This is a genomic window from Microcoleus sp. S13_C3 (genome assembly GCF_036700905.1).
Taxonomy (GTDB): domain Bacteria; phylum Cyanobacteriota; class Cyanobacteriia; order Cyanobacteriales; family Microcoleaceae; genus Microcoleus.
This window is the reverse complement of record NZ_JAUBPT010000005.1, coordinates 62,562-88,385: the sequence shown is the minus strand read 5'-3', so window position 1 is coordinate 88,385 and position 25,824 is coordinate 62,562. Positions and strand designations below refer to the sequence as shown.

Sequence of the window (25,824 nt, the reverse complement as noted above, 5' to 3'; positions counted from 1 at the left end):
ATCTACTCGATAGAGTAAATTGCTTGCAGTTGAGTAGCTGTTACCCGGAAAAGCTAGCGTTTGTTCAAAAAGTGCGTGAAGCGCAGCTATCCCGTAGGGAATCGCCAGTTCAGTTTATTTTCGCCTAAATTTTCACCGCTGTGCGAAAATGTCAAGCGGACGCGAAAATCTACAACTTTCCAGGTGGAAACTATCAGGAGGTAGCTGACGATGACAAAAACTCAAACCAAGCGTTTTCCCCGTAGCCTTGACTTATTTTGCGGCATGGGAGGGTTAACTCTGGGTTTTAAACGTGCTGGTATCCAAGCCATCGGTGGCATAGATTACTGTGAAAACGCTAAACAAACTTTTGAACGCAACCTATCTCCACTTCCGTGTCTGGTATCTGACTTAACCCAGACAACTGTTTCCGAAATAGAGCAATTCTTTAAAATTTCGGCAGCCGAAATCGACATTATTACGGGGGGAGCACCGTGCCAAGGATTCAGCACTGTTGGCAAGCGAGAGATAACAGATCCTCGCAATTCTTTATGGCGCAATTTTCGCGACTTGGTGGCTGAAATTCGTCCTGCTTATGTCATTATCGAGAATGTTGAAGGAATGCTGGTAATGCAGGGAGGCAAAGTGCGCGATTCAGTCATCGCTAGCTTTGCTGATATCGGCTATCACATGAAATGTCGCCTTTTAAAGGCGGCTGACTACGGCGTACCCCAACTGCGAAAACGTGCTTTTTTTATAGGTTGGCTTGATGGATTGCTACCGCCTGAGTTTCCAGTGCCAATTTCTCACTATTATGTGACCGTAGCTGATGCAATTTCAGATCTACCGCCATTAAATGCTGGAGAAATATGTAAATCTTACCAGAGTATGCCACAAACTGACTATCAAATAGCTAGGCGCAAGACCGCCAACGTACTGCTACATCACGAGGCGGCCAATCATTCACAAAAGTTAATTGAAATTCTGAAGTATATCCCAGATGGTGGAAACCGAAAGTCTATTCCCGATCGCCTTCAACCAGCCAGCGGTTTTCACAATAGCTATGCTCGACTAGCTAGTAATAAACCAGCTATTGCTGTAACATCTAACATGAGAAAACCTTCGTCTGCACGAGCTACTCATCCTAGTCAGCATCGAGGATTGACTGTCCGCGAAGGATTGAGGCTGCAATCTTTTGATGATGATTTTGAGGTTATTGGTTCGAGAACATCACAGTACCTTCAAGTCGGAAATGCCGTACCGCCACTACTAGGATTGGCGGTAGGCAAGGAAGTTGTCAAGGCTTATCAAAGCCACCTCGCAAACAACGGCTGCTAACAGGGAACCAATTCCTGCACCGGCATCTAAAAGCGATATATCGGGACAGTTAAATTCAAACATTCCCGCCATCAAAGTTGCGACGGATGAAGGTGTTAAAAATTGTCCCTTTTCTCCTCTCTGGCTTTGCTGCAACTTTCGGGTTGCTTCTTGGCGCCAGCCATCTACGCGATCGAGTAAATTGCTTGCTGTTGAGTAGCTGTCATGCGACAGGGCTAGGGTTTGAAAGTGAGGTGCTATCATTTTTTGAGAAAAGTCCGATCGCCAGTTCAGTGTATTTTCGCCTAAATTTTCACCGATGTGCAAAAATGTCAAGCATACTATAAAATATATAACTTATCCAAAAGTATGTTTACTGTTCATATAGCTATATCGGGAGGTAGCTAACGATGACACAAACTCAAACCAAGCGTTATGATTTTACTTAAGTATCTAACTGTAAATGATGACAACTATCAACTGGGGTCAAGTTTTAGATAGCATTCCAGAGAATGCCATTGAAGCGATCGTCAACTCTCAATTTGTGTCGGTTCTAATAGAAGCACTTGGATTCACTAAAAATGACCAGTTTCCACAGTTTCCAACAGGTCAGGGTGCTCAGAAAGTAGATTTCGCAGCGCGTAAAAATACTGAGAGTGAGAAGTTTTTGTTCTCTCCTGTCGCTCCCTACTTACTTGTTGAAGGCAAGGGACGGGCAATAGCGACAGGAGCTAAAATTAACTTAGCGGAAGGTACTCCCAAATATAACGAGTCTAGGGAACAGATTAAAAGATATCTGCTATCTCCTAAATGTCAAACGGCTCAATGGGGCATTATTACCAATGGCATTCATATCCAGTTATTTCGGAGGCATGGGAATGTTGTAATTCCTGCAACTCCCTGTACTCTGATTAACAAAGGTAATATTAGTGCCATTGTCCAACATATCAAAGATTTGATTGACAACCCACCCAAGGCATTGACAGTTTGTATCTATAACAATAAAGGAGGAGTGGGTAAAACGACAACAACTCTCAATTTAGCAGCAATTTTGCGAAAACAGCAAAAAAAGGTTTTAGTAGTTGATTTTGATTCACAAAGAGATTTAACGCAAACTCTTGGATTAGATGTAGGAGCTATTAGTTTATATAACTGTCTCACTGATTCAAAAGCAAATATTATCCAAACAGTAGTTCCTTTTATTCACACCGACAAACATGGAAAACCGTACAAGGACAAACAAGGGAAACCGTTACGTTTTTTTGACGTGATTCCCTCAACTGAAGAAATGGAACAATTTACAGATTCTCTTCAAGCTCAATCACACATTCAAAAGGGGCAAAAAAGATTGCGAGAAATCCTTAAAGCTTTTATTTATCTATATGATTACATATTGATTGATTGCCCTACCCAATGGTTATTTTTCAGTCAGAGCAGTGTTTATGCCTCTGATGTTGTTCTCATCCCTACCAAGCATAATGGATTAGCCTCACTACACAATGCAGCTAGGGTAATTACAAAATTTATTCCCGAAATTAAACAAGAAAGAGGAGATGGTGGGCCAATTGCCCTACCAATCTTTTTCAATGGAGAGAAGATCACAGATCCTTCGCTTCAGACAGCCAATCAGGAAATTGGAAAAATAATTAATCAAGCTAAAAAAGACGGCTTTGATCTGATACCATATTATTGGCCTAAATCTACAAGCGGGAATGCTGAAAAAACTATCTTCAGTATTCCCAGCTATGCAACTGTTGCCAATGCTGCTTTTTCTCATATTCCCGCTGTTTTTCTTAACAATACCGCTGCTGAACACTATGTTGGTCTAATTAAGGAGTATTTCTTAAAATGAGTAAGTATGATGACATCGGTAAGCTGATGCACCTGCCATTAGCTGAGATTGAACCAGGGGAACCCTGCTCTGAATCAGAGTTTATCATCACCGCCGCAGCCGAGGCTATTTTGAACGCTGGCGGACGTAATTGGATTCCTGTGATTGTTAAAGAAACAGGTGATTATCAATATCAAGTAGTCAGCAATTCCTTTATTTATGCAGTCGCTCAACAAGCTGAATTAGAGCGAGTCTGGTGCATAATCATCGAGCCAGAATCCAAAAATATTGAGCAAGCTAAAATTCTGGCAAGGGAAGCAATACCAAAGGTTAACCTTAGCACAGCATCAAGAGATACTATTCTCGGTGCACTTCGATATTTGGTAGCAGAACCCGGCAGTGCATTGAACAGATTGGATGTTATTGTCGCAGCCAATCGAATCTCAGAAGCCAATCGGGAAACGTGGTCAAACTTTAAGCCTATTACCGCCTTAAAATGTGGCATTACTAGCGGTAAAAAATTAGATACTTTAGCAAAAGTATTTGATCTCTCGCCGCCTGCTCCAGTTGCACCACCACCGCCACCACCTGAAAAAGTTAGCGTGAAACGTGCATCAAGAGATGAAATTTTCGATCGTCTCAATTACTTATACACTAATAAAATAGGAGGCTTTGAAACTATCGATCCTGAAAAAACAGCCGATGCTATCTTCACCGCGAATAAAGGCAAGTGGAAAACGCTCAGTCCAATTTCCAAACTTGAACCCGGCCTTGATACAGCCAAAATGAAAATCATTAAAACCCTATTTAGCCTGTAAAACTATGTTAAGTGGTGTCGCGGATTCAATTTACTGGCTCAACCGCTATATTGAAATATCGGAAAATATCGCCGATTTTGCCGAGGTCAATTTTAATCTCATTCTCGACTCTCCCAGCGATATTGCTCAACTATTTACCGATCGACCCACTTAATGTACGATTGTGCGAAAATGTCAAGCGGACGCTCAAACCAAAAGTCCGTAAAGGACACTTAAACGCTCTCTCACACATTTCTGATGCGAAATACCAAAACATTCTTTTTGTCAAGCTTGTTCCTGATTGGCTTAACAATTAGTTTTCTGCTGACTCCTGGTTGGTTATCAAACTGGTTCCCAAACCGCGCTAACGCAACTAGGCCCCCGCAAACCCAAACCGCCGAATTTCGCGCATTCTGGGTGGACGCCTTCAACCCCGGCTTCAAAACGCCTCAAGAAGTCACAAAATTGATCGCAGACGCGCAGCGGGCAAATGCCAACGCGATCGTCGCCCAAGTCCGCCGCCGTGGCGATGCCTTTTACACCAGTGCGATCGAACCCCGCACCCTCGATCCCAACGTTCCCCCCGGTTTCGATCCCCTGCAAGATTTGATTGACAAAGCCCACGCCGCACGCATTGAAGTACACGCTTGGATGGTGACGCTGCCGGTGGTTTCCGGTAGCAAACTTCCCGCCGGTCACGTTTGGCAACAACACGGGCCTTCGGCCCCAGGAAATGACAATTGGGCGATGCTCACTTCGAGCGGGGAATCACCCGGTTTCCTCGATCCCGGCCATCCAGACGCCGTAGATTATACTGTTTCCGTCTATTTGGACTTGATCAAGCGCTACGATGTGGACGGCGTACAGTTGGATTATGTGCGCTACGGCGGGCCGACTTGGGGCTACAATCCGACTGCGATCGCCCGTTTCAATCAGCAAACAGGTCGATCGGGCAAACCCGCACCCAGCGATCCCGCGTGGATGCAGTGGCGGCGCGATCAGGTAACAAATTTAGTGCGGAAGCTTTATGTAGAGAGTCTTGCAATCAAACCGCGTGTTAAAATTACCGCCGCCACGATCGCCTGGGGAGACGGCCCGAAAAACGATGCAGGGTGGTATCAAACGCAGCCTTACAAAGAAGTATTGCAAGATTGGCGCGCTTGGCTGGAAGAAGGGATATTAGACATGGCGATGCCGATGACTTACCAGCGCGAGTACAAACCATCGCAAAAACTCGCTTATGACCACTGGATCGAGTACGCCAAAGACCACCAGTACAACCGCCAAATTGCGATCGGCCCCGGCAATTACCTCAACTACATCGAAGACACTCTAGGCCAGATTCGTCGCGCCGAAGGGCCGTCTGCGAAAGGAAATCACGTCGCAGGTACGGTGCTCTATTCCTACGCTAGCAGCAACGTGTACACGAATGTGGAATGGCGATCGGGCGGTAGCGGTGATTTGCCCCGCCAGCCTTGGAAATACGTTCCCCAAAGCAACGATTTGTTTTACACCGCGCTGTCGCAGCCGAGTCAATACGTTGATGCTGCCACGGGCAAAACCGTTCAAACTCAGCCTGTGTGGGCGACAACCGCAGCCGTTCCCGATATGCCTTGGAAGTCGCGGCCGACTACAGGTGCGATCGCCGGAAATTTGCAGCGGTGCGCTCAAACTTGCGACGGTGCAAGCTTGACATTGCAGTCGATCGATGCTGCTGGCAAAGTGCGTCAACTGCGCGCCGATGGTAAAGGATGGTTTGGGGCGATCGAGCTTTCTCCGGGAACTTATCAGTTGAAAGTTGACGGAAGTCAAATTCAACAAACAGTTAATGTTGTCGCCGGTGAAGTCACCAAAATCAATCTCGGAGCATCTTAACTGGTCTACTCGTTACCAGGCAGAGCCTGGTAACGCTAATCCGGAGGCAGAGCCTCCCATTTCCATAAAAGCTTGCGAGTCAGAGCCTCTAGATATCGGTTTCCAGGCAGAGCCTGGGAACCAGTTAATAGCATAAGCTAAAATAAAATCATCCCACATCAAATTATAAATTTATCAATCGAGATATGCTAACAACAGAAGCTGCTTTCACGCTCCGTAAATGGACAGTTAAAGAGTATCACAAACTAGGAGAAATGGGATTTTTTCACCCAGAGGAACGAGTCGAATTACTTTCAGGAAATATCATCAAAATGAGTGCAAAAGGAACTGCTCACACTTCAGCCACGAGACGTACTGCTAGCGTGCTGCGCGATCTTCTGGGAAATCAGGCTGCTATTTATACCCAAGATCCGATCGCCCTTGATGACAATTCTGAACCCGAACCGGATATCGCCGTAGTCAGAATCGATCCTTTTGACTATGCGACTCACCATCCGACTCCCTCAGAGGTATATCTCATTATCGAAGTGGCAGACAGCAGCTTAACTTTCGATCGCGAAATTAAAGCCAAAGCTTACGCGCGATCTGGAATTGCCGATTATTGGGTGCTAAATGTGGGCGATCGACAACTCCACGTTTTTCGAGAACCTACTGAAAATGGGTATCAAAGCGAAGTATTTCTTGGGGAAACTGCGAGCATTTCACCGCTCGAATTTCCCGCTTTCAATATCGCAATTCAGGCAATGTTGCCCCCTCTGGTATCAAATTGAAAACGGCTGTATAAATTCTCTTTATTTGTGAATTATGTTTTTTTTATTAACCGCAGAGGGCGCAGAGGGCGCAGAGAAAGAGAAGAGATAGAGATAGAGAGAATGGCTTTTCCCTTCGCGATCGCCTATTTATGCGTTCAGGACTACGCTCGGTATTTTGCGTTTTGGTGATAGCTGTTTAAATCACTGTCCAGTGACCAAATAAACACTTCACTCATGGGGAAACGCTGACATGACTTATTAAATTCTTCAATGATACTGAGATCGCCGAAGCTAGTTCCTTCATACTTATCAGGTGCTTTGTTTCTGCCAGCTAAATCAGGAAAATTGTCAATCCACAGTAGTATTTGTTCTGTATTTGGGAATTGAGTAAGTGACCAAGGAGCTTCACCCTTAAATGCAGCTTTAACTTCTTTAACAAAACGCATGGCTGTTTTCCTTCGCATTGTACCGTCGCCATTCTGGGCAATGTGGTTGCCTGTTTCTATTATGGTTGCCATCGGTAACAAAAAAGTACAACCAGATTCAGCATAAATCTTAAAATCTTCTAGGACTAATGCCCTATCCTGATTGCAGTTGGGAACATTAAGAAAGTTGAGGAAAATGCTAGTATCGATTAGGCAAATACTACTCATTCCCCGTACTCCTGCAAACGAGATAGCCATGCCATTGCTTGCTGTTTTCTCTCATCAGGCGTGTGCGGCGACTTGACAAACCGATCGACTACTCCAGCAGTTACCAATTGACCAAGAGGGCCTTGCGATATCAGGCTAGGATAGTCATACATATCTCCGAGTCGTATAAGGCGGCTATCCCCTGCTTGGGGATCTCGGTAACAAAACACTACATCACCGAGGGCCTCGTCAGGTAAGGCATCCATGAGAGCGGGGTTATGAGTAGAAAGCAGCACCCGCAAATTACGACGCTCGGCAATATCTCGAATGCAGGTTAGTAGATGTTTGGCGCGGTTGGGATGAACCCCATTATCGATTTCTTCGATGACTACTAAACTACCTTCGGTTGCTGATAGCATGGCTGCTGTAATTGCTAACACCCGCAAAGTGCCATCTGATAACAAAGCAGCCTCGCAATAGCGCGGTTTATTACCAAAGGTTTCTGCCAGCCGCACCATCACTTCATCTCGCGGACCAGAAATGAAATCTAGCTTTTCTATAGCCTGTTCTGGTAAGCTCTGAATTAAGTTTAAAATTGTTTTTTGATTGTCTGGTTTCTTGTCCCATAGGCGAAACAAAACACTGGAAAGATTAGTGCCATCCTCCTGTAAGCGTTTATCCGATTTGAAACTGTACTCGCGCATTTTGGCGGGAACGGGATCGAGAAATAGGATGTTTTGTAATACTCTTTGATATTCGCGGACTGTTTCAGGAATGACTTTTTGGGATTTATGGTTTTTTGCATCAAAACGAGCAGGTGTGTCTAATTGAACAAAGATCGCCATTTGATCGCTGCAAATTACTCGTGGCTTATTTTTTCCTTTGGTAAAGTTGTTATAGGAAACATCAACATCCGTCCCTATTCCTTGAGATGGTTTATTTAGCTCATATAGAGGTATTTGACTTGTTTCAGTTGTCGAGCCAACAATCCGCTCACTACTAATATGCAGTTCTCCCTCACGCACATTGAGGGTTATATCAAGTTGGTTCCATTTTGTTGAGTCTAAATGGCAACCGATGGTAAAATTTGACTCTCCTTGATAAGATAAATCATCGACTCGACCGCGTATAATGCGATCGGCATTATTGACTGCATATTGAATAGTGGTGAGTTTTTGACCTTGTGCCAACCATGACAAAAAGCGCAAAGCTTCAATTGCATTACTTTTGCCTGCGGCGTTGGCCCCGATGAGCACAGTCAGCGCTCCAAGCGGTAATCGGCTTGTTTTGTAACTCTTGAAGTTTGCGAGGGTAAATTCTGTTAGCATAGTGTCGATCGGGAATTGCCGATTATTGGTGTTAAATGTGAATTAGCGACAATTTCATGTTTTTCGATAACCTTTTGTGAATTATGTTTTTTTATTAACCGCAGAGGGCGCAGAGGGCGCAGAGAAAGAGAAGAGATAGAGAGATGGCTTTCTCTTTCAACCGCCGATTCTTCTCTTCCCTTCTTTATTCCTAATCGCTTTCTAGAATGCTTGCGAGCAAAGCTTGCTGAGCGTGCATCCGATTTTCTGCCTGATCCCAAACGCGCGATTGACTGCCTTCTATCACTGCATCGGTAATCTCTTCATCCCGGTGTGCGGGCAAACAGTGCAGTACAATTGCATTCTTATCTGCTAACTTCAGCAATTGTTCGTTTACCTGATAGGGTTCAAACAAAGGAATCCTGATTTTTGCTTCCTCTTCCTGTCCCATACTCGCCCAAACATCAGTATAAATCACTTGAGCATTCTTCACAGCAGCTTCTGCATCCGTCGTCACAGTAACTTCTGTTTTTCCCTTAGCAATATTCTTAGCTTTTTCCACTATCTCAGCATTCGGCTGGAAATCTTGAGGGCAAGCAATTCTTACATTCATTCCCGTCATTGCACAGCCCAACATCAGCGAATTAGCCATATTATTGCCATCGCCCAAATAAGTCAGGGTCAATCCTTCTAGCTTGCCAAAACACTCTTTTACTGTCATTAAATCCGCCAGCACTTGGCAGGGGTGTTCGTCATCTGTCAGCGCATTAATTACAGGAATCTTTGCATAGTTAGCAAAAGTTGCTAAGTCCTTTTGCTCGAAAGTCCGAATCGCCAAAATGTCTAAATATCTGTCTAACACCCTGGCTGTATCTACCAAAGGTTCACCACGGCTGACTTGGGTAACGTTGGGATTAAGGTCAATCACTTGCCCTCCCAATTTATACATTGCTACCGTAAAACTTACCCGCGTTCGCGTTGAAGCTTTGGAAAATAACAAGCCGAGAACTTTATTGCGTTTCAGCTTGACCATTCCCGATTTTAAACTGGCTGCTAGATCCAGCAAATAATTTAATTCGTCAATGCTTAAATCTGCCAGACTTAATAAATCTCGCCCTTTTAAGGAATCCATGCTTTCCCCCACCCACAAATTTTTAACTGTGTCTTAAATCTTAGCCCGCAGAGGTGAATTTTGTTTATTTTAGCTTGCACCATTCTCAAGAACAGGCAAGATGCCTGTTCCACAAAGATTAGATTTTATTGTGGGGTGGGCATCCTGCCCGCCCGTGAAAGGCTTATTAACAATGGTGCAATATCTAAGTTTATTTCAACTTGCGGGCAATTGCTCGATCGCGCGATCGATCGAATCGCAACCTTGTTCCACCGTTTCTACCACAGCCAACACGCCCCGCAATTCCCCAGCGCCGGGGAAACCCTTAGCATACCAGGTTAAGTGCTTGCGCGCTTGGCAGACACCGCTTTCACCTTTATATTCCCACAAAGCCCGCAAATGTTCTTTAGCACATTCGAGGCGTTCAATTGGTGTCGGAGCTATCTTTTCTTCACCCGTTTTCAAGAAATAATCAACTTCTCCCACCAAAAAAGGATAGCCCAATGTTCCCCGCGAACACATCACTCCATCTGCGCCGGTTTCTTCCAGACATCGCATCGCTGCTTCCACAGAAAAAATATCCCCGTTAGCAATAACTGGAATCGATAAAACTTCTTTCACTCGGCGAATCCACTCCCATTTTGCCGGGCCGGTGTAACCTTGCGAGCGAGTGCGGCCGTGTACGGTAATCATTTTTGCTCCCGCATCTTCCATCCGCTTCGCAAATTCCAAAATATTAATTTCTTTGTCTGTCCAACCGATTCTAGTTTTAACCGTGACAGGAACATCTACCGCTTCCACAACAGCCCGCACAATTGCCTCGGCCGTTTCGGGGTCTCGCAGCAGGGAAGAACCGCCGCCGTTTTTAGTAATTTTGTTAACCGGACAGCCCATATTAATATCAACAGTATCCGCTCCTTCTGCCACTGCTTTCTGCGCCGCTTCTGCCAAGAAATCCGGCCGGCAGTCAAACAATTGAATGCTAATCGGGCGCTCGTTCGGGTCAACTTCCATAATTTTCGGCAGTTGCTTCACGTAGTGCAAACCCGTAGCGTTCACCATTTCCGTGTACATCATCGAATCCGGCGCGTAGCGGCGCACCAGGCGGCGAAATACCAAATCGGTAACGCCGGATAATGGCGATTGCAGGACGCGGCTTTTAACTTCAAAATCGCCGATTTTGAGCGGAGTTGATAATTTTTCTTTTAATTCGGGAGAGAGAGTAAGCATAGTCGATCGCACTTTAATTCTAATATCTGTATATTATACTACACTTCAGATAGTTGACTGTTGTTAACTATATTTTTAGCCGATTATTGAGTGACAGCTAAAAGTATATTTAACCTGACCGCAATGCCTATTTTACACCTCCCGATCGCCCGAATTTGAATATTGTCAAACCAGGGCCCAAACGCCAACCCCGACTACACTTAAATCTCTGTGCCACTTCGATCTATCTATGGGGTGTGACCATTAATGAGGGATCTACCTACTAAGACTGTTGCCCAAGTCATATTTTTATTGTTTAATTCTGCCGAATGCTCTGCCTGCCTTCGGCTCCGGCTGCCTTCAGACGATTAATGCTTAAATTTATTAGGATTCTGCAAAAGCCGTACATCAGATCGTTTTAAACTACAATTGGTGGATTCCTGACGACCCCGATCGAACATTAAAAAAATTGTAGAGAATTCCTATGGACGCCGCAGCACTCTGGCAACGCTATCAAGACTGGCTTTACTATCACGAGGGATTGGGACTTTACCTCGATATCAGCCGCATGGGATTCGACGACGCTTTCGCAGCAGAACTCAAGCCCAAATTTGACAAAGCTTTCAAAGACATGGCAGCTTTAGAAGCAGGTGCGATCGCCAATCCCGACGAAAACCGGATGGTGGGCCACTACTGGCTGCGAAACCCTGATTTAGCTCCCACTCCAGAATTAAAACAAGAAATAGTCGAAGGCATAGCACAAGTCGAAACATTTGTCAAGAAAGTTCAAAACCGCGATATTAAACCGCCCTTTGCTCCGCAATTTACCGACATAATTTCGATCGGCATCGGTGGTTCGGCCCTAGGCCCCCAATTTGTCGCCGAAGCTTTATCCCCAGACATTCCGCCCCTAGCAATACATTTTATCGACAACACAGATCCGGCTGGGATCGATCGCATCCTTAACAAAATTAAAGACAAACTCGCCAGCACCCTAGTAATTACAATCTCCAAATCCGGCGGGACTCCCGAACCCCGCAACGGCATGATCGAAGTTCAAAAAGCCTTCGTCGCCCAAAAATTGGATTTTGCCAAACAAGCAATTGCCATCACTGGAACAGACAGCAAACTAGACAAATTAGCCAAATCCGAAGGCTGGATTGCCAGCTTCCCGATGGCCGACTGGGTGGGAGGACGCACTTCGGAACTCTCAGCAGTAGGACTTTTGCCAGCAGCTTTGCAAGGCATCGACATTCAGGCGATGCTCGATGGTGCTAAAGTCATGGACGAAGCTACCAGAATTCCCGACATTAAAAATAATCCCGCCGCCTTGTTAGCAATGTCCTGGTATTTTGCTTGCAACGGACGTGGCGAGAAAGATATGGTAGTTTTGCCGTATAAAGATTCACTGCTATTGTTCAGCCGCTACTTGCAGCAATTAGTCATGGAATCGATCGGCAAACAGGAAGATTTAGACGGCAATACAGTTCATCAAGGTATCGCAGTTTACGGCAACAAAGGCAGCACCGACCAACACGCCTACGTCCAGCAACTGCGAGACGGCGTGCCGAATTTCTTCCTAACATTTATCGAAGTTTTGCAAGACAGGCAAGGCATTTCCCCAGAAGTAGAAACCGGCGTGACTTCTGGAGATTATTTGTCTGGTTTGTTGCAGGGAACTCGACAAGCTTTGTACGAAAATCACCGAGATTCCATTACTGTCACAATTCCCCAAGTCAACCCTCGGACAGTAGGAGCATTAATCGCCCTCTACGAAAGAGCCGTAGGTTTTTACGGTTCCTTGGTGAATGTCAATGCCTATCACCAACCGGGCGTCGAAGCAGGCAAAAAAGCAGCCGCTGCTGTATTGGACTTGCAGCAACGGGTACTGCAACTGCTCAAAGACGCCCAAAAACCTCTGTCTGTAGCAGAACTAGCAAAAAAAGCAGGAAAGCCAGAGCAAATCGAGACAATTTACAAAACTCTGCGGCATTTGGCAGCCAACGGGCGCGGCGTAGCTTTGGAGGGAACATTAGGCCAGCCTGCTACTTTAACTGCAAGTTATAAACAGAATTAAACAGTAGAATTAAACATTAAAAGTGAAATTAGTCACTTTTAATGTTTAATTTTTAATTCCCCCATGCCCTTGACGATTCTGGTTGCTGACGACGATTTCGCGACTCGCTTGTCGATTACCGATTATCTGGAAATTACCGGATACTCTGTAATCGCTGCTGAGAACGGCAAAGAAGCTTTAGGTTTGGTAGATGAATTTCAGCCTCACTTGATTGTTACCGACATTACAATGCCCCAGATGGATGGCTACGAATTCGTCCGGCGAGTTCGGACTCGTCCCGCTTTCCGCTTGCTGCCGGTGATTTTTTTGACGGAACGCACGAGCACGCAGGAACGGATTCGCGGCTATCAGATGGGGTGCGACAATTATCTGGCTAAACCTTTTGAACTCCCAGAGTTAGGGGCGGTTATTCGCTCTTTGCTCGATCGCTACGCCCTAATCGCTCAGGCCCCCTCTCGTTCCCAGGAACCCGAACCAACGCCAACAGAGGCACGCAGCAGAGCCAATGACAAGGCAGAAGCAGATTTTTTAACTCAAAAGTCAAACACAGGCGATTCCCTACGGGATAGCTCCGCTTCACGGGCATCTCCCAGCCAAAATGCTCCGACTTTGACTCAGCGAGAGCGACAAGTGCTAGATTTGCTGACAGAAGGACTTTCTAATATTCAAATAGGCTCCACACTCCACCTCAGCCCTCGAACGATCGAAAAGCACGTCAGCAGCTTGTTCAGAAAAACTGACAGCAACAACCGAGCAGAACTCGTTCGCTTTGCGATGGAACACCATTTAGTCGGTAATGGGTAATTGGTAATTCTTAATTGGTAATTCTTAATTTTTCCTGATTTATAACATACTCCAACAAACCCGCTTGAGCGTCCAGCAGCAAATCAATTACTCGATCAAATCCCTCCGGGCCACCGTAGTAAGGATCTGGCACTTCTTTAAGGTCGTATTTCTGGCAAAAATCGCACATCAGCCGCACTTTATCTTTATACTTTCCAGCCGGGTCCAGGGCAATAATATTGCGATAATTGTCCCGATCCATCGCCAGAATCAAATCAAAATTTTCAAAATCTTTCCTGGCAAATTGGCGGGCTTCGCCTAGCAATTCAATGTCTCGCTTCCTCGCCGCCAATGCCATCCGCCTGTCAGGGGGACTGCCAATGTGATAGCTAGCAGTTCCAGCCGAATCGCAGGTGATGCGATCGCTCAAACCAGCTTGTTCAATTAAGTGATTCATAATATTTTCGGCTGAGGGCGATCGGCAGATGTTGCCGAGACAGACAAACAATAATTTATAAGACATTAAATTAGTAATTGGTATTGAGTAATTGGTAATTGGTAATTGGTAATTGGTAATTGGAAGGAAGAGGAAAGAATATTTTTCATTCCAATTACCAAGGTTTCCTGCTTCATACCAATCAACCAGTCATTAGCTATCAAGCCGTTATTAAACATCCATCACCATTGACTAATGACTAATGACTGATGACTAATGACTGATGACTAATGACTAACCGAAACCGGGGAGATTTAGTCCACCGGTGAGTTCTTCCATTTTCTCCCGCATCGTCATCGTAGACTTAGCGTAAGCATCCTGCATCGCCACCGTGACGAGTTCAGAAACCACATCAGCACCTTCACCGAGGGCATCCGGTGAGATTTCCACGCGGCGGGGTTCTTGGTTGCCGCTGAGAAAAACCTTGACCAAGCCACCGCCGGCAGTTCCCTCAATTTCCATGACATCCAACTCTTCTTGGAGCTTTTTAGCTCCTTCTTGAACCTGCTGAGCTTTTTTGAAAGCTTCAGTCAGTTCTTTCATTTTGCCCAGGCCGAAGCCAAATCCCTGTCCTGATTTTGTCATCAAAATTCCTCGGGTCTGAAACCCCGTCCTTACAGGACGGCTTTACATTTAATTTTAATACCCTTGCGGGGTAGGGGGGTATGGTTGCCCCCCCCGTGAGGATATGGTTGTCCTCAATCTCCCATTTCTGGGGTAAAGTTAGCTTTGCCAATGTTTTCTGAGCTTGTTAGGCTAGCAGCACTGTTCCAGTGACCTTAGAACTGTTTAACTACTAGCGACAGAGCAGGGAACTAGCTTCGCATTCGCCCGGTGTCGTGACTCAAAAAACGTAGTCAGTTAAGACGCAAGGCGGGTCAAGATGGCTTGTTAGATTTCTCTTTCAAGCCTCATGCCGTCAGGGCTGAGGTTCTTGACAACTACTTTTTGATGGTGTGTGGGCTGGCAGTCTGCCGTTTCCGTATTACTTCAATGATGCCTTAGAAGGGAAACTCTCCCAGTATTCTAACTTCTGGCTCCAACAACAGCGACCACCGCTGCTCGACTTGCTGTTGAACGTGGCGGATCACTTGAAAAATATCATTGGCCGTTGCCGACCCGCAGTTAAGAATAAAATTAGCATGGCGCTGCGCTACTTGTGCGCCGCCGATCTGATATCCCTTCAGTCCCGCTTGTTCGATGAACCAACCAGCCGTCTTGGGGCCGGGGTTACGGAAGACTGAGCCACAGCTCGGTAAGTGGTAAGGTTGAGTTGTCCGCCGCTGGCTGAAATGGTCATTAGTTTCTGCCATTACTTGCGATCGGTCAAATCCCGGCTGTAACTGAAAAGTCGCTTCTGTTACTAGCCGATCGCCCCCTTGCAGCACCGAAGTCCGGTAGCGGTACTCCAACTCTTGGGGAGTCAGAATTTCCACCTTGCCACCAGGGGATAGGACGCGAGCGTTGACCAGAATATCAGCAGTACAGCCTCTATGAGCGCCTGCATTCATAACCACAGCGCCTCCCACGGTGCCCGGTATGCCGACTGCCCATTCTAGACCTTTCCAGCCCCGTTTAGCCGCCAACCAAGCAAGGCGGGGAATTGACTCCCCCGCCCCCGCTGTAACTTGACCTGTTTCTGGGTTAAAATTCACCTGTTTGAGGTAGCGAGTGCCGACGACCAAACCGGACAAACCCCGATCGCTCACCAACAAATTAGAACCCGCACCTAGCAGAGTCACAGGCACCCCTTCAGAATCAGCCCAAGCAAAACTCGCTTGCAAAGCCTCCATACTGCGGGGAGCAACATACCACTCGGCAGGGCCACCGACTCGGAAGGAAGTCAGGCCCGCCAGCGAAACTTGGGAGTTAATCTTGCAATCAGTTCCCCGCAAAGAAATAGGAGAATACACTCGCCGATTGTCCTTAACAGAGGAGTCATTCGAGATAGTCACCATCTTGAAAATCCTTAAAAATACCTTCGCTCGAAGACGTGGTTTAAAATCCATTTAGCTAACTTATGTCGCCCCTTTGAGCGAGCCGTCCGACAGAAGTTTCGGCCCAACGTGCAACGCCATAATGTCGATCGACTCTACTCAGTTCGCGAGCTAATCGGGGCGATCGGCTTGTTGATAAAAAGCCATAACCTCTGGAATAATCTGATTCAGATTACCAGCGCCCAAAAACAGAGCCAAATCCCCCGGTTGCAGATTTTTGGTTAAAAACTTAGTGACTGACTCCAGGGAAGGCGCAAACTCAACCTCTCGGCCTTCTTTAGCAATCAAATCAGCAACCTGCTGCCCGCTAATCTCTCCTAAATTCGGTTCCCCAGCACTATAAATATCGCAAGCCACAACCAAATCAGCGTCCCCAAAAGATTGAGCAAATTCTGGCAAAAATGTCAGAGTTCGGCTGTAACGGTGGGGTTGAAAAATTGCAACCACTCTTCGGGATTTGGAATTTTTTTCGCTACCTTCGATACGCAAGCGAGCCGCCGCCAAGGTGACACGAATTTCGCTAGGATGGTGGGCGTAGTCGTCCACAAACAGGATGTCATTGTGAAAGCCCCGCACCTCAAAACGGCGGCGAGCTCCTTCAAAACCAGCAATCGCTTTGGAAATCGCCGAAAACTCTAACCCCAACAATCGGCCTACTGCTACCGCAGCTAGTGCATTGCTGAGATTGTGTGTGCCGAGCAACTTCAACTCCATTTCCCCCAGGAAAACTCCTCGCTCCCAAATCCGAGCCTTGGTGCTTTCTGCCCCGTACTCAACGCCCGAAGCCGTGTAGTCAGCACCGCTGTCGGGCTGCAAGCTATAACTGACATCAGGCTGAAGGCAGTCTTTGACGATTTGGTCGTCAATGCAGCCCACCAAGGTTTGACAGTTTTGGGCAAACACCTTAAATGTGTCTATTACCTGGTCAAGGGTATCGTAATGGTCTGGATGATCCAGTTCCACGTTCGTTACTATGCCAATTTTGGCTACTAGCTTAACGAGAGAACCGTCGGATTCATCAGCCTCGGCCACTAAGTAGGGGCCTTCCCCCAAACGGGCATTGCCTTCCCAAGCATTTACCTCGCCTCCTACTACGATGGTCGGGTCTAGACCCGCAGCCATCAGCATGAACCCGATTAAGCTGCTAGTAGTAGTTTTGCCATGAGTCCCGGCTACGGCTATGCTTTGGTAATCTTGAATTAACGCTGCCAACACATCCGATCGATGAAAAATCGGACAGCCCAAATCTAAAGCAGCTCGATATTCGGCATTGGCTGGGTGAATAGCCGTCGAACATACTACTTGAGGCAATCCCGCAATTGCTTGGGCGCTTGAACCGTTGCCGTTCAATTGGACAGCTTTGGCTGTCGCGACAGAAGTCCCTACCGTACCCCCGACTATCGAGGATACTGCCCTTTCCTGTTGCCCGCAGTCGGGACTGCTACCGTTAAGGGCCGTTTGAAATAGTTCAAAATTGCTGGCGTCTTGACTCCAAAAAATATGAGCTCCCATTCCTTGCAAGCGCTCGGTTATGTGACTCGATTTAATGTCGGAGCCGTACACAGGCAACTTGCGTTTAGCTAGAATGTAGGCAAGGGCTGACATCCCAATCCCACCAATGCCGATGAAATGAAATGGTCTACCGCTAAAATCAACAGAACTCGGCATCTTTGCTCCTCACACACCACACCACGCCAATAACACGCGATATCATATCAAGAATTGTTTTTTCAGGATACAGTTCGCTAGAGATTTTGTACAAAATTCTCTGCGCGTCCCTAGATTTGAGGGACTTGTAGAGATGTTTGTCTTGTATCCTATATGACTTAGTACCGAGTAGTTTTCCGGAACAGTCACAGCTCGAAAATTGCAGGTAAGAGAAAACGGGGTCTGGGGCCTGTGCCAATAGACTAATTTTGGGTGGTTGCATACTCCTGCATTCTTTCTATTTCTATCCGCCTGCTGTGCTGGGATACGGCAGCAAAAGCCCCACAACCTTTCTACCAAGATTGAGGGTAAAACCCATAAGGATTTACAAACACTACCACGAACAACAAAATTTCGCTCATTTTGTAGTCATTTATCTACTCCTACGGTTATTTTTTCTTGAAAGTCAGAGATTGACACGATCGCAACTCAACTATAGATAATATGTATTCTCACTTAATTGTATATATACCAAGTTATGCAGTTAGTCGAATAAGTCGAAAAGCGATAGAGTTTACGGTTAAAAGTGTATAAACATAAAATTGGCGCGATGTCTCTACTAATCCTGATTTTGGGGAAATATGGGGAAAATAGCGATTTTGGGGGGGACTTTTGACCCGGTTCACTGGGGTCACGTGTTGGTAGCCGAGACGGCTGCGAGTCAATTTGCTCTCGATCGAGTCATTTGGGTACCGGATCGCTCTCCTCCTCACAAAGAGCGCCCGGATTTGGCAAGTTTTGAGCGGCGGCGGGAAATGCTGGCTCTGGCGATCGCCGATCGCCCAGACTTCGTAATTTCGCCGCGGTCGGCAAATCCCAGAGGCAGTTATTTTGCGATCGACACCCTGCTGTATTTGCAAAAATTGTATCCCGGCGATCATCGCTGGTACTGGATTATTGGTAGTGACGCACTCCTTACTCTTCCCAAATGGCACCGGTGCGCCGAAATTGCCGGGTTGTGCGACTGGTTGGTGGCCCCACGTCCGAGTCACGGAGATCGAGAGATAGCAGAAAGCGGGGAGATTGGGGGACTGTCCGAGTGGGGAGATTGTCCGGGTGGAAAACCCCTCGATTTCGGGGGGGACAGGATGCAGGTTCAGGCAAATGCTGTGGGCCGGCGAGTTGCCGAACAAATGGCTCTTTTGGACGTGGAAATTCGCTGGGAAGTGCTGTCCATGCGTGCGATCGAGATTTCGTCGAGCCACATCCGCCGCTGTTGCGCCCAAAGGATCGACCTCCGCTACTTAGTCCCGGAAGTTGTCGGGACTTATATTGCAGCCCATCAGCTTTACCAGTAACCAGCGGCAGAAAGCCTAATGCCTTCTGCCTTGCAATTTCAGCCTTCTAAAAAAGTTCAAGCTTTTTTGATCGACACAAAAAGTTATAAAGGATCGAGCTTTGCGATATGATCTTCTCTGATAAGTCAATTCTTAAATTTTTCCAAAATTTAAGCCTGAGCTAGGGGCTGCAATCGTTAGGAGGTAAAAGGTGATTAGAGTCGCGATCAATGGTTTTGGACGTATCGGGCGCAGTTTTGCACGCTGCTGGCTGGGCAGAGAAAACAGCCAGCTAGAGTTGGTAGCTATTAATGACACTTCCGATCCCAGAAGTAATGCTCACTTGCTGAGATACGATTCCATGATGGGAACGTTGAAGAATGTGGACATCAGTGCGGATGAAAATTCCATTACCCTAAATGGGAAGACAGTTAAATGCGTGAGCGATCGCAACCCGCTAAACTTGCCTTGGAAAGATTGGGGTATTGATCTGATTATTGAAGCGACCGGCGTCTTCGTTGACCAAGCTGGTGCATCGAAGCATATCACTGCCGGCGCTAAAAAAGTGCTAATTACCGCTCCCGGCAAGGGTTCTGAAGTTGGCACTTATGTGATGGGAGTCAACCACCACAACTACAAGCACAGTGACTACACTGTCATCAGCAATGCTAGCTGTACTACCAACTGTCTAGCTCCTGTACTGAAAGTGCTGCACGAAAATTTTGGCATCGTCAAAGGCATGATGACCACTACCCACAGCTATACTGGCGACCAGCGCTTGCTGGATGCCAGCCACCGCGACTTGCGGCGGGCCCGGGCGGCAGCAATGAATATTGTGCCGACTTCTACCGGAGCAGCCCAAGCTGTAGCTTTGGTGATTCCAGAATTGAAGGGCAAGTTAAATGGTATTGCCATGCGCGTCCCGACTCCCAATGTGTCCGTAGTTGATTTTGTGGCTCAGGTAGAGAAAAAGACTTTTACCGAGCAAGTAAATCAAGTGTTCAAAGAAGCTGCCTCTGGCTCCATGAAAGGGATTTTGGAGTACAACGATTTGCCTTTAGTTTCATGCGACTATCGCGGAAGTGATGCTTCTTCGATTCTGGATTCCAGCTTAACGCTGGTGATGGATGGCGACATGGTAAAGGTTTTGGCTTGGTACGACAATGAGTGGGGCTACAGTCAGCGGGTGGTTGACTTGGCTGAATTGGTCGCCCAAAGGTGGGAAGCCTAGTACCCGAAGGCAGAAGGCTTTAGTCATTCGGCAGAAGCTAAAAAATGCTGATATTTTTTACTTTTGAGTCGATTTCTAGCTGGCTGGTTATTTCTGTTTTCGATCGGTAAAGACTTTTGGTCGTTGATAGTTGGCGAGTACAAAATGAAATATCGTAGGGACATGGCTCCGTGCCCATAGGTGTCAACTTAAGCCGGAAAGCCTTGGTATCTCTTGTTCATAGCCAAGTCTAGATCCCCCTAAATCCCCCTTAAGAAGGGGAGTAGGGGTTGACTTTGATAAGACTCTTGTCCCCCCCTTATTAAGGGGGGCTAGGGGGGATCTAGGGTTAATAGTCAAACAGCAGTCTGTGACAGGGTTTGACGTTAAGTTGACACCAAGGGGTAGTGCCGTCTCCCTACGATATCCGTATACTGTTACTCCCAGCTATCGATCATCGAACTTTTTGCAATCATACTTCGATCGGGCTTTTGGCTCTGCTTGATGATAAATTTGTTGTTTGTTTCTAGTAAGCGCTTAAAATTGCTTTGGTTAAGTTCTCGGAAAATCCCCAACATTAAAAAAATAAAAATTCCGACTATAAAAGTTAAAAACCTGGAAAAATAGCAACAGCTACGGTGTAGTTTTGCCAACAAAATCTGATATGAAAAAAGCGCTAATTTGTGGTATATCAGGTCAGGACGGAGCTTATTTAGCTAAACTGTTGCTCGATCGAGGTTATGAAGTTTGCGGCACATCCAGGGACGCCCAAATTTCTAGTTTCGGAAACCTGGCCCGTTTGGGCATCCGAGACAGAGTAAAACTAGAATCTATGTCTCTCAACGATTTTCGCAGCGTCTTACAGGTTCTAGCCAAAATTGAACCCGACGAAGTGTACAATCTAGCAGGTCAAAGTTCCGTCGGTCTGTCTTTTGAACAGCCCGTAGAAACCCTCGAAAGCATTGCCACAGGCACATTGAATCTCTTAGAAGCAATTCGCTTTACAGGCGGAAACATCAAACTTTACAACGCCAGTTCCAGCGAATGTTTTGGGGATACCCGAGGCAATCCAGCCGATGAAAATACGCCTTTTCGCCCCAGAAGTCCTTACGCGGTGGCGAAAGCAACGGCATTTTGGGAAGTAGCGAATTATCGAGAAGCGTACAATTTGTTTGCGTGTTCTGGTATTCTGTTCAATCACGAGTCGCCGCTGCGGCCGGAGAGGTTCGTCACCCAAAAAATTGTATCTGTTGTCTGCCGAATTGCTGCAGGTAGTTCCGAAAAACTGCATTTGGGAAATATTTCAGTGCAGCGGGACTGGGGTTGGGCCCCGGAATATGTGGAGGCGATGTATTTGATGTTGCAGCAGGAAGAACCGGACGATTATGTAATTGCCACGGGTGTAAGTTATCCTTTGGATGAGTTTGTGCAGACAGCGTTTGTTGCTGCGGGTTTGGATTGGCAGGAACATTTAGTAACCGATGCAAGTCTTTACAGGCTGACGGATATTGCTGTGGGGAGGGGAAATCCGGCTAAGGCGAAGCAAAAGTTGGGATGGGAGCCGAAGTATAAGATGCCGGATGTGGTGCGGATGATGGTGGAGGCGAGGATGGTTTGAGGGAAAAGTATGGGGTGAAAATATGGCAGCAGAATATGCGACAGCTAAGGAGTGGTATAAGGCTAATCGCCGAGAGTTGAAAAAATATCGGGGTCAGTGGATCGCTTATACTAACCGAGGGGTGATTAGTTGCGATCGGGATTATCGAAAGATGAAGGACGGGATTCCCGCTGAGACACCTAAATTTGGTTAGGCGCTCGCTCCCGTATATGAAAGCGAATTTATTGAGCCTGTTAGGTTTTATCCTGTCAGGATGAGGTCTTGGAAATCTCACGATGTGATTATGGAACAGTATGAAAAATGTTGACCAAAAATACGGAAAAATATCTTGATTTTGAAACCTGTAGAGAGGCGCTTGCCAATGTGCGAGAGCAAGGCCGCAAGATAGTCCTCTGCCACGGGGTGTTCGACCTTCTTCACCCAGGACACCTCGCCCACTTACAGGAATCGAAAGCGCTTGGAGATGTGCTGGTAGTTTCAATCACAGCAGCACCTTATGTCAATCGGGGCCCTGGAAGACCAATTTTTTCTGACGACCTGCGTTTGTATTCTATAGCTTCTCTAGCTTGTGTAGACTACGTTTTGTTGTCTCCCGTAGCCACGGCATTAGAAGTGCTTGATCGAGTGCAGCCTGATTTTTACTGCAAAGGACACGAGTATGCCGACCACAGTCAAGATGTCACCCAAAACATCGATCGAGAAGCCGAACGGGTTAGGAGCTACGGTGGCGACATCCGCTATACGGGAGAGATCGTGTTCAGCTCAACCCGATTGATTAATAATTACCTGGACGTGTTGCCACCGCAGGTAAAGAACTATACCAGTCAGTTCAGCCAGCAATACCCTTTCGAGCAAGTCAGAGAGGGTGTTGATGCTATGCAGAAGCTAAAAGTATTAGTGATAGGGGATGTCATTATTGATGAATTTACCCACTGTACTGTCCAAGGATTGACCTCGAAAGGGACGGTCATTTCGACCCGCTTTCTGAAAAAAGAGCAGCATTTAGGTGGTTCTCTGGCTATCGCCCGCCACATGGCTACTTTTGTAGACTCTGTGACTGTCGTGGGCGTTGCTGGAAAAGAGCCTGACATACACAGCCTGATTTTGAACAACATCAATGGCGGTATTAGGCTGGATTTACAGTATGAAAACGATGCTCCGACAGTCGTCAAGCATCGTTTTATTGCTCGACAAGGCATGAGAGAACAATACAATAAACTCTTCTCGATCAACTATTTAGAAGAACAAGGTCCAGCACCAATCCATCGCCAAAAACTGCTAGAGCGTTTGGAAAAAACTATTCGCGATTATGACCTGGTGGTAGTAGCGGACTACGGACACGGATTGCTCGATTCAACACTGATTGAACTTGTCCAAAGCAAGGCTCCGTTTTTGGCTGTCAATTGCCAAACTAACAGTGCTAATCATGGCTATAACTTAATTACCAAGTATAAGCGCGCGGATACGTTCTGCTTGGACGAACAGGAAATCCGCCTCGCATTTTCCAGCCGATACGGAGACCACACGCATCTCCTCAAACGCTTGCACCAGCATTTAGGGGCGCAGCAAGGTTGGCTGACTTTAGGTTCTTCTGGTTCTTTGGGAATGAACGTCAAGGGCGAAGAAGAGTTGACTCCAGCCCTAACCCTAGACGTGAAGGATACAATTGGTGCGGGCGATGCGTTTTTTGCTCTGGCAAGTCTGAGTGCCAAGTTGGAGTTGCCTGTTGCTATTGGGTCGCTGCTGGGGAATCTAGCAGGCGCGATCGCAGCCAATACTCTCGGCAATGCCGAACCGGTGGACAAGGCCCGACTGCTGAAATTTGCCACCACGGTCTTAAAGTTTTAGTTGGCGGCCGGATAACGGGATAAAGAGCAAAAAAATGAAGCTGCAAGCTATTCTGTGCGATCGCGACGGCACCTTGATCGAGGATTGCCACTTTCTCAGTCACCCCGATCAAATACAGTGGATTCCAGGGGTTCTGGACACTCTCAAGCAGTGGAAGGAGCTCGGCGTCAAAATCATAGTTGCGACTAACCAATCAGGAGTTGCCAGGGGCTATTTTGACGCGGCCGCAGTCGAAGCCGTCCATGCTAAACTGCTGTGGGATGCAGAACAGGTGTCGGTCTCGATCGCTGGTTTTTATTACTGTCCCCACCACCCGCAAGGTGAAGTTTCCCGGTACAGTTGCGCTTGCGACTGTCGCAAACCGCAGCCGGGAATGTTTCTCCAAGCCATTCAAGACCACGGCTTAAACCCGAATCAGTGCTGGGTAATTGGCGATCGCCTCCGGGATTTAGAACCGGGACTGCAACTGGGCATGAAAGCTTTTTTGGTGAAAACAGGCAGCGGCTTACAGGAACTCGAAGAACTGTCCAAACGTCCTTACGCTTCCCTAGTTACTGTCATTTCGTCTTTGTCGGAGATTGGCGCAATCGTGCAGGAAAAGCCCAATTTACCAGCCTGCAAAGACTCCCAAGCTTCTATTTGTATAGAGTAAACATGACTGAGCGATCGTTTTGAATAAGTTTTGAATAAGTTTTTTGCCACAGATTCCAACTTGAAAAAGCTTGGCACAAACAGCAATTAGAGAGTCTGTATTGGAGTGTAACTGAGTTTGAGATCCAGACAGCTTTGATAGAAAGCAGGAAAAAATATTATTATTGACCCAAGTCGAATTTTACCCTAGGCTGTTAATATACAATTAAAAGATCGAGGAGTGTCAACTTTGAATACATTGCAGCAAATTCTTGTTACAGGTGGAGCTGGCTATGTAGGAGCTGTTTTAGTTCCTAAACTCCTGCAAGCGGGATACCGAGTCAAGGTACTGGATTGGTACATTTACGGAGACGACGTTTTAGCAGCAGTCAAAGACGATCCGGGTTTAGAACAAATTAAAGGAGATATTCGCGATCGCGCCCTCTTGGAAAAAATAATGCCGGGATGCAACGCCGTTATCCATCTAGCTTGCATTTCCAACGACCCCAGTTTTGAACTCGACCCCGATCTAGGCAAATCAATTAACTACGACGCATTTCTAGACTTAGTAGAAGTCGCAAAAAACAGCGGAGTCAAGCGGTTCATTTACGCCTCTTCTTCCAGCGTGTACGGCATCAAAGAAACCGAAAACGTCACCGAAGAATTGCCGCTGCAACCCTTAACCGACTACTCCAAATACAAAGCACTCTGCGAAGAAGTGCTGTTAGCAAAGCGGGAACCAGGGTTTGTAACATTAGTGTTGCGACCGGCTACAGTCTGCGGTTACTCGCCCCGCTTGCGACTGGATTTAACAGTAAATATTCTTACCAACCATGCTATTAATAACGGCAAAATCACCGTTTTTGGAGGCGAACAAAAACGTCCCAACATTCACATAGAAGACATGACCGACCTCTACGTTAAATCTTTGCAGTTGCCCGACGAAGCGATCGACGGCAAAATTTTCAATGCAGGCTACGAAAACCACACCGTCCTGCAAATTGCCCAGATGGTGCGGAACGTTGTTGGCGAACAAGTAGAAATTGTTGCCACCCCCACCGACGACCACCGATCCTATCACATCTCCTCTGATAAAATTAAGCGGGAGTTGGGGTTTGTACCTCAGCACACGATAGAACAAGCGGTAAAAGATTTGGTGAAAGCATTTAAAGCCGATTTAGTGCCTAACCCGATGACAGATATCCGCTATTACAACATTAAGATCATGCAGGCTCTTAATCTCAAATAACTATAGCGCCCCTTGCAGGATTTGTGAACCTATCTCTCCTCTTCTCTTGCGAAAGCACCCTTCCGGCCTTCGCGGTTAATTCAAAAATAAATCTAGTTCGCAAATGAAATAGGAGTGCCATA

At 46.6% G+C, this 25,824-nt stretch carries 23 protein-coding genes and 1 pseudogene; 15 read left to right on the top strand and 9 right to left on the bottom strand.

The genetic code is table 11. The annotated features are described in order from the left end of the window. Positions 1–210 precede the first annotated feature (210 nt). A complete protein-coding gene (locus QUA16_RS02780; RefSeq protein WP_333102368.1) occupies positions 211–1,317 on the top strand; it encodes a DNA cytosine methyltransferase in 1,107 nt (368 codons plus the stop codon). Here the strand turns inward: QUA16_RS02780 and QUA16_RS02775 are convergent. Beyond that, positions 1,249–1,560 (bottom strand): hypothetical protein, encoded by a 312-nt coding sequence (locus QUA16_RS02775; RefSeq protein ID WP_333181005.1) that lies wholly within the window; start codon positions 1,558–1,560, stop codon positions 1,249–1,251. The genes QUA16_RS02780 and QUA16_RS02775 overlap by 69 nt on opposite strands. 199 nt (positions 1,561–1,759) lie before the next feature. On the opposite strand from QUA16_RS02775, the gene QUA16_RS02770 reads away from it, so the two are divergent. The 5 genes and pseudogenes from QUA16_RS02770 to QUA16_RS02750 all read left to right on the top strand — a co-directional run bounded on the left by QUA16_RS02770 (position 1,760) and on the right by QUA16_RS02750 (position 6,569). Beyond that, entirely contained in the window at positions 1,760–3,148 is a 1,389-nt protein-coding gene (locus QUA16_RS02770) for an AAA family ATPase (RefSeq protein ID WP_333102370.1), read from the top strand. After that, positions 3,145–3,945: a hypothetical protein gene (locus QUA16_RS02765; protein WP_333102371.1), complete on the top strand. Its 801-nt coding sequence runs from the start codon at positions 3,145–3,147 to the stop codon at positions 3,943–3,945. Before QUA16_RS02770 ends, QUA16_RS02765 begins: the two co-directional genes overlap by 4 nt. Positions 3,946–3,949: 4 nt before the next feature. Further along, positions 3,950–4,075: pseudogene (locus QUA16_RS02760) on the top strand (alpha-E domain-containing protein); the annotation flags it as partial. A gap of 107 nt (positions 4,076–4,182) precedes the next feature. Then, on the top strand, positions 4,183–5,799 hold the full coding sequence (locus QUA16_RS02755) for a family 10 glycosylhydrolase (protein WP_333102372.1): 1,617 nt from the start codon (positions 4,183–4,185) through the stop codon (positions 5,797–5,799). 185 nt (positions 5,800–5,984) lie between these two features. Then, positions 5,985–6,569, top strand: a complete 585-nt coding sequence (locus QUA16_RS02750) for a Uma2 family endonuclease (RefSeq protein WP_333102373.1) — start codon at positions 5,985–5,987, stop codon at positions 6,567–6,569. Between the two features lie 143 nt (positions 6,570–6,712). Here the strand turns inward: QUA16_RS02750 and QUA16_RS02745 are convergent, their stop codons facing one another. From QUA16_RS02745 to dusB, 4 genes are all read right to left on the bottom strand, one after another. Beyond that, complete coding sequence (locus tag QUA16_RS02745) at positions 6,713–7,204, bottom strand: hypothetical protein (protein ID WP_333102374.1); 492 nt, start codon at positions 7,202–7,204, stop codon at positions 6,713–6,715. Beyond that, positions 7,201–8,511 (bottom strand): AAA family ATPase, encoded by a 1,311-nt coding sequence (locus QUA16_RS02740; RefSeq protein ID WP_333102375.1) that lies wholly within the window; start codon positions 8,509–8,511, stop codon positions 7,201–7,203. Before QUA16_RS02740 ends, QUA16_RS02745 begins: the two co-directional genes overlap by 4 nt. A gap of 190 nt (positions 8,512–8,701) precedes the next feature. After that, entirely contained in the window at positions 8,702–9,622 is a 921-nt protein-coding gene (gene argF / locus QUA16_RS02735) for an ornithine carbamoyltransferase (RefSeq protein ID WP_333102376.1), read from the bottom strand. 195 nt (positions 9,623–9,817) lie between these two features. Continuing rightward, the gene (dusB, locus tag QUA16_RS02730) at positions 9,818–10,831 is read right to left on the bottom strand and encodes a tRNA dihydrouridine synthase DusB (protein WP_333102377.1); all 1,014 of its coding nucleotides are present in this window, start codon (positions 10,829–10,831) and stop codon (positions 9,818–9,820) included. A 463-nt stretch (positions 10,832–11,294) separates the two neighbouring features. On the opposite strand from dusB, the gene QUA16_RS02725 reads away from it, so the two are divergent. Both QUA16_RS02725 and QUA16_RS02720 read left to right on the top strand, forming a co-directional pair. Then, a complete protein-coding gene (locus QUA16_RS02725; protein ID WP_333102378.1) occupies positions 11,295–12,887 on the top strand; it encodes a glucose-6-phosphate isomerase in 1,593 nt (530 codons plus the stop codon). 63 nt (positions 12,888–12,950) lie between these two features. Beyond that, a complete protein-coding gene (locus QUA16_RS02720; RefSeq protein ID WP_333102379.1) occupies positions 12,951–13,691 on the top strand; it encodes a DNA-binding response regulator in 741 nt (246 codons plus the stop codon). Positions 13,692–13,701: 10 nt separating this feature from the next. Here the strand turns inward: QUA16_RS02720 and QUA16_RS02715 are convergent, their stop codons facing one another. The 4 genes from QUA16_RS02715 to murC form a co-directional block, all read right to left on the bottom strand. Further along, entirely contained in the window at positions 13,702–14,193 is a 492-nt protein-coding gene (locus tag QUA16_RS02715) for a low molecular weight protein-tyrosine-phosphatase (RefSeq protein WP_333102381.1), read from the bottom strand. Positions 14,194–14,400: 207 nt separating this feature from the next. Continuing rightward, the gene (locus QUA16_RS02710) at positions 14,401–14,751 is read right to left on the bottom strand and encodes a YbaB/EbfC family nucleoid-associated protein (RefSeq protein ID WP_006634273.1); all 351 of its coding nucleotides are present in this window, start codon (positions 14,749–14,751) and stop codon (positions 14,401–14,403) included. A 416-nt stretch (positions 14,752–15,167) separates the two neighbouring features. Beyond that, the gene (murB, locus tag QUA16_RS02705) at positions 15,168–16,124 is read right to left on the bottom strand and encodes a UDP-N-acetylmuramate dehydrogenase (protein ID WP_333102382.1); all 957 of its coding nucleotides are present in this window, start codon (positions 16,122–16,124) and stop codon (positions 15,168–15,170) included. Positions 16,125–16,274: 150 nt separating this feature from the next. Continuing rightward, positions 16,275–17,831 carry a UDP-N-acetylmuramate--L-alanine ligase gene (gene murC, locus QUA16_RS02700; RefSeq protein ID WP_333102383.1) on the bottom strand — a complete coding sequence of 519 codons (1,557 nt, stop codon included), beginning with the start codon at positions 17,829–17,831 and terminating at the stop codon, positions 16,275–16,277. A 620-nt stretch (positions 17,832–18,451) separates the two neighbouring features. Between murC and nadD the strand changes: the two genes are divergently transcribed. From nadD to QUA16_RS02665, 7 genes are all read left to right on the top strand, one after another. Next, complete coding sequence (gene nadD, locus QUA16_RS02695) at positions 18,452–19,168, top strand: nicotinate (nicotinamide) nucleotide adenylyltransferase (protein ID WP_333102384.1); 717 nt, start codon at positions 18,452–18,454, stop codon at positions 19,166–19,168. Between the two features lie 190 nt (positions 19,169–19,358). Next, positions 19,359–20,378: a type I glyceraldehyde-3-phosphate dehydrogenase gene (locus QUA16_RS02690; protein WP_333102385.1), complete on the top strand. Its 1,020-nt coding sequence runs from the start codon at positions 19,359–19,361 to the stop codon at positions 20,376–20,378. Between the two features lie 643 nt (positions 20,379–21,021). After that, positions 21,022–21,975, top strand: coding sequence for a GDP-mannose 4,6-dehydratase (locus QUA16_RS02685; protein ID WP_333102386.1), 954 nt, complete (start codon positions 21,022–21,024; stop codon positions 21,973–21,975). Positions 21,976–21,997: 22 nt separating this feature from the next. Continuing rightward, positions 21,998–22,168 carry a DUF5678 domain-containing protein gene (locus tag QUA16_RS02680; RefSeq protein WP_333102387.1) on the top strand — a complete coding sequence of 57 codons (171 nt, stop codon included), beginning with the start codon at positions 21,998–22,000 and terminating at the stop codon, positions 22,166–22,168. Between the two features lie 107 nt (positions 22,169–22,275). Further along, entirely contained in the window at positions 22,276–23,823 is a 1,548-nt protein-coding gene (locus QUA16_RS02675) for a PfkB family carbohydrate kinase (protein WP_333102388.1), read from the top strand. Positions 23,824–23,857: 34 nt separating this feature from the next. Continuing rightward, complete coding sequence (locus tag QUA16_RS02670; RefSeq protein ID WP_333102389.1) at positions 23,858–24,475, top strand: HAD family hydrolase; 618 nt, start codon at positions 23,858–23,860, stop codon at positions 24,473–24,475. A gap of 228 nt (positions 24,476–24,703) precedes the next feature. Continuing rightward, positions 24,704–25,702 (top strand): NAD-dependent epimerase/dehydratase family protein, encoded by a 999-nt coding sequence (locus QUA16_RS02665; protein ID WP_333181004.1) that lies wholly within the window; start codon positions 24,704–24,706, stop codon positions 25,700–25,702. Positions 25,703–25,824: the final 122 nt, after the last annotated feature.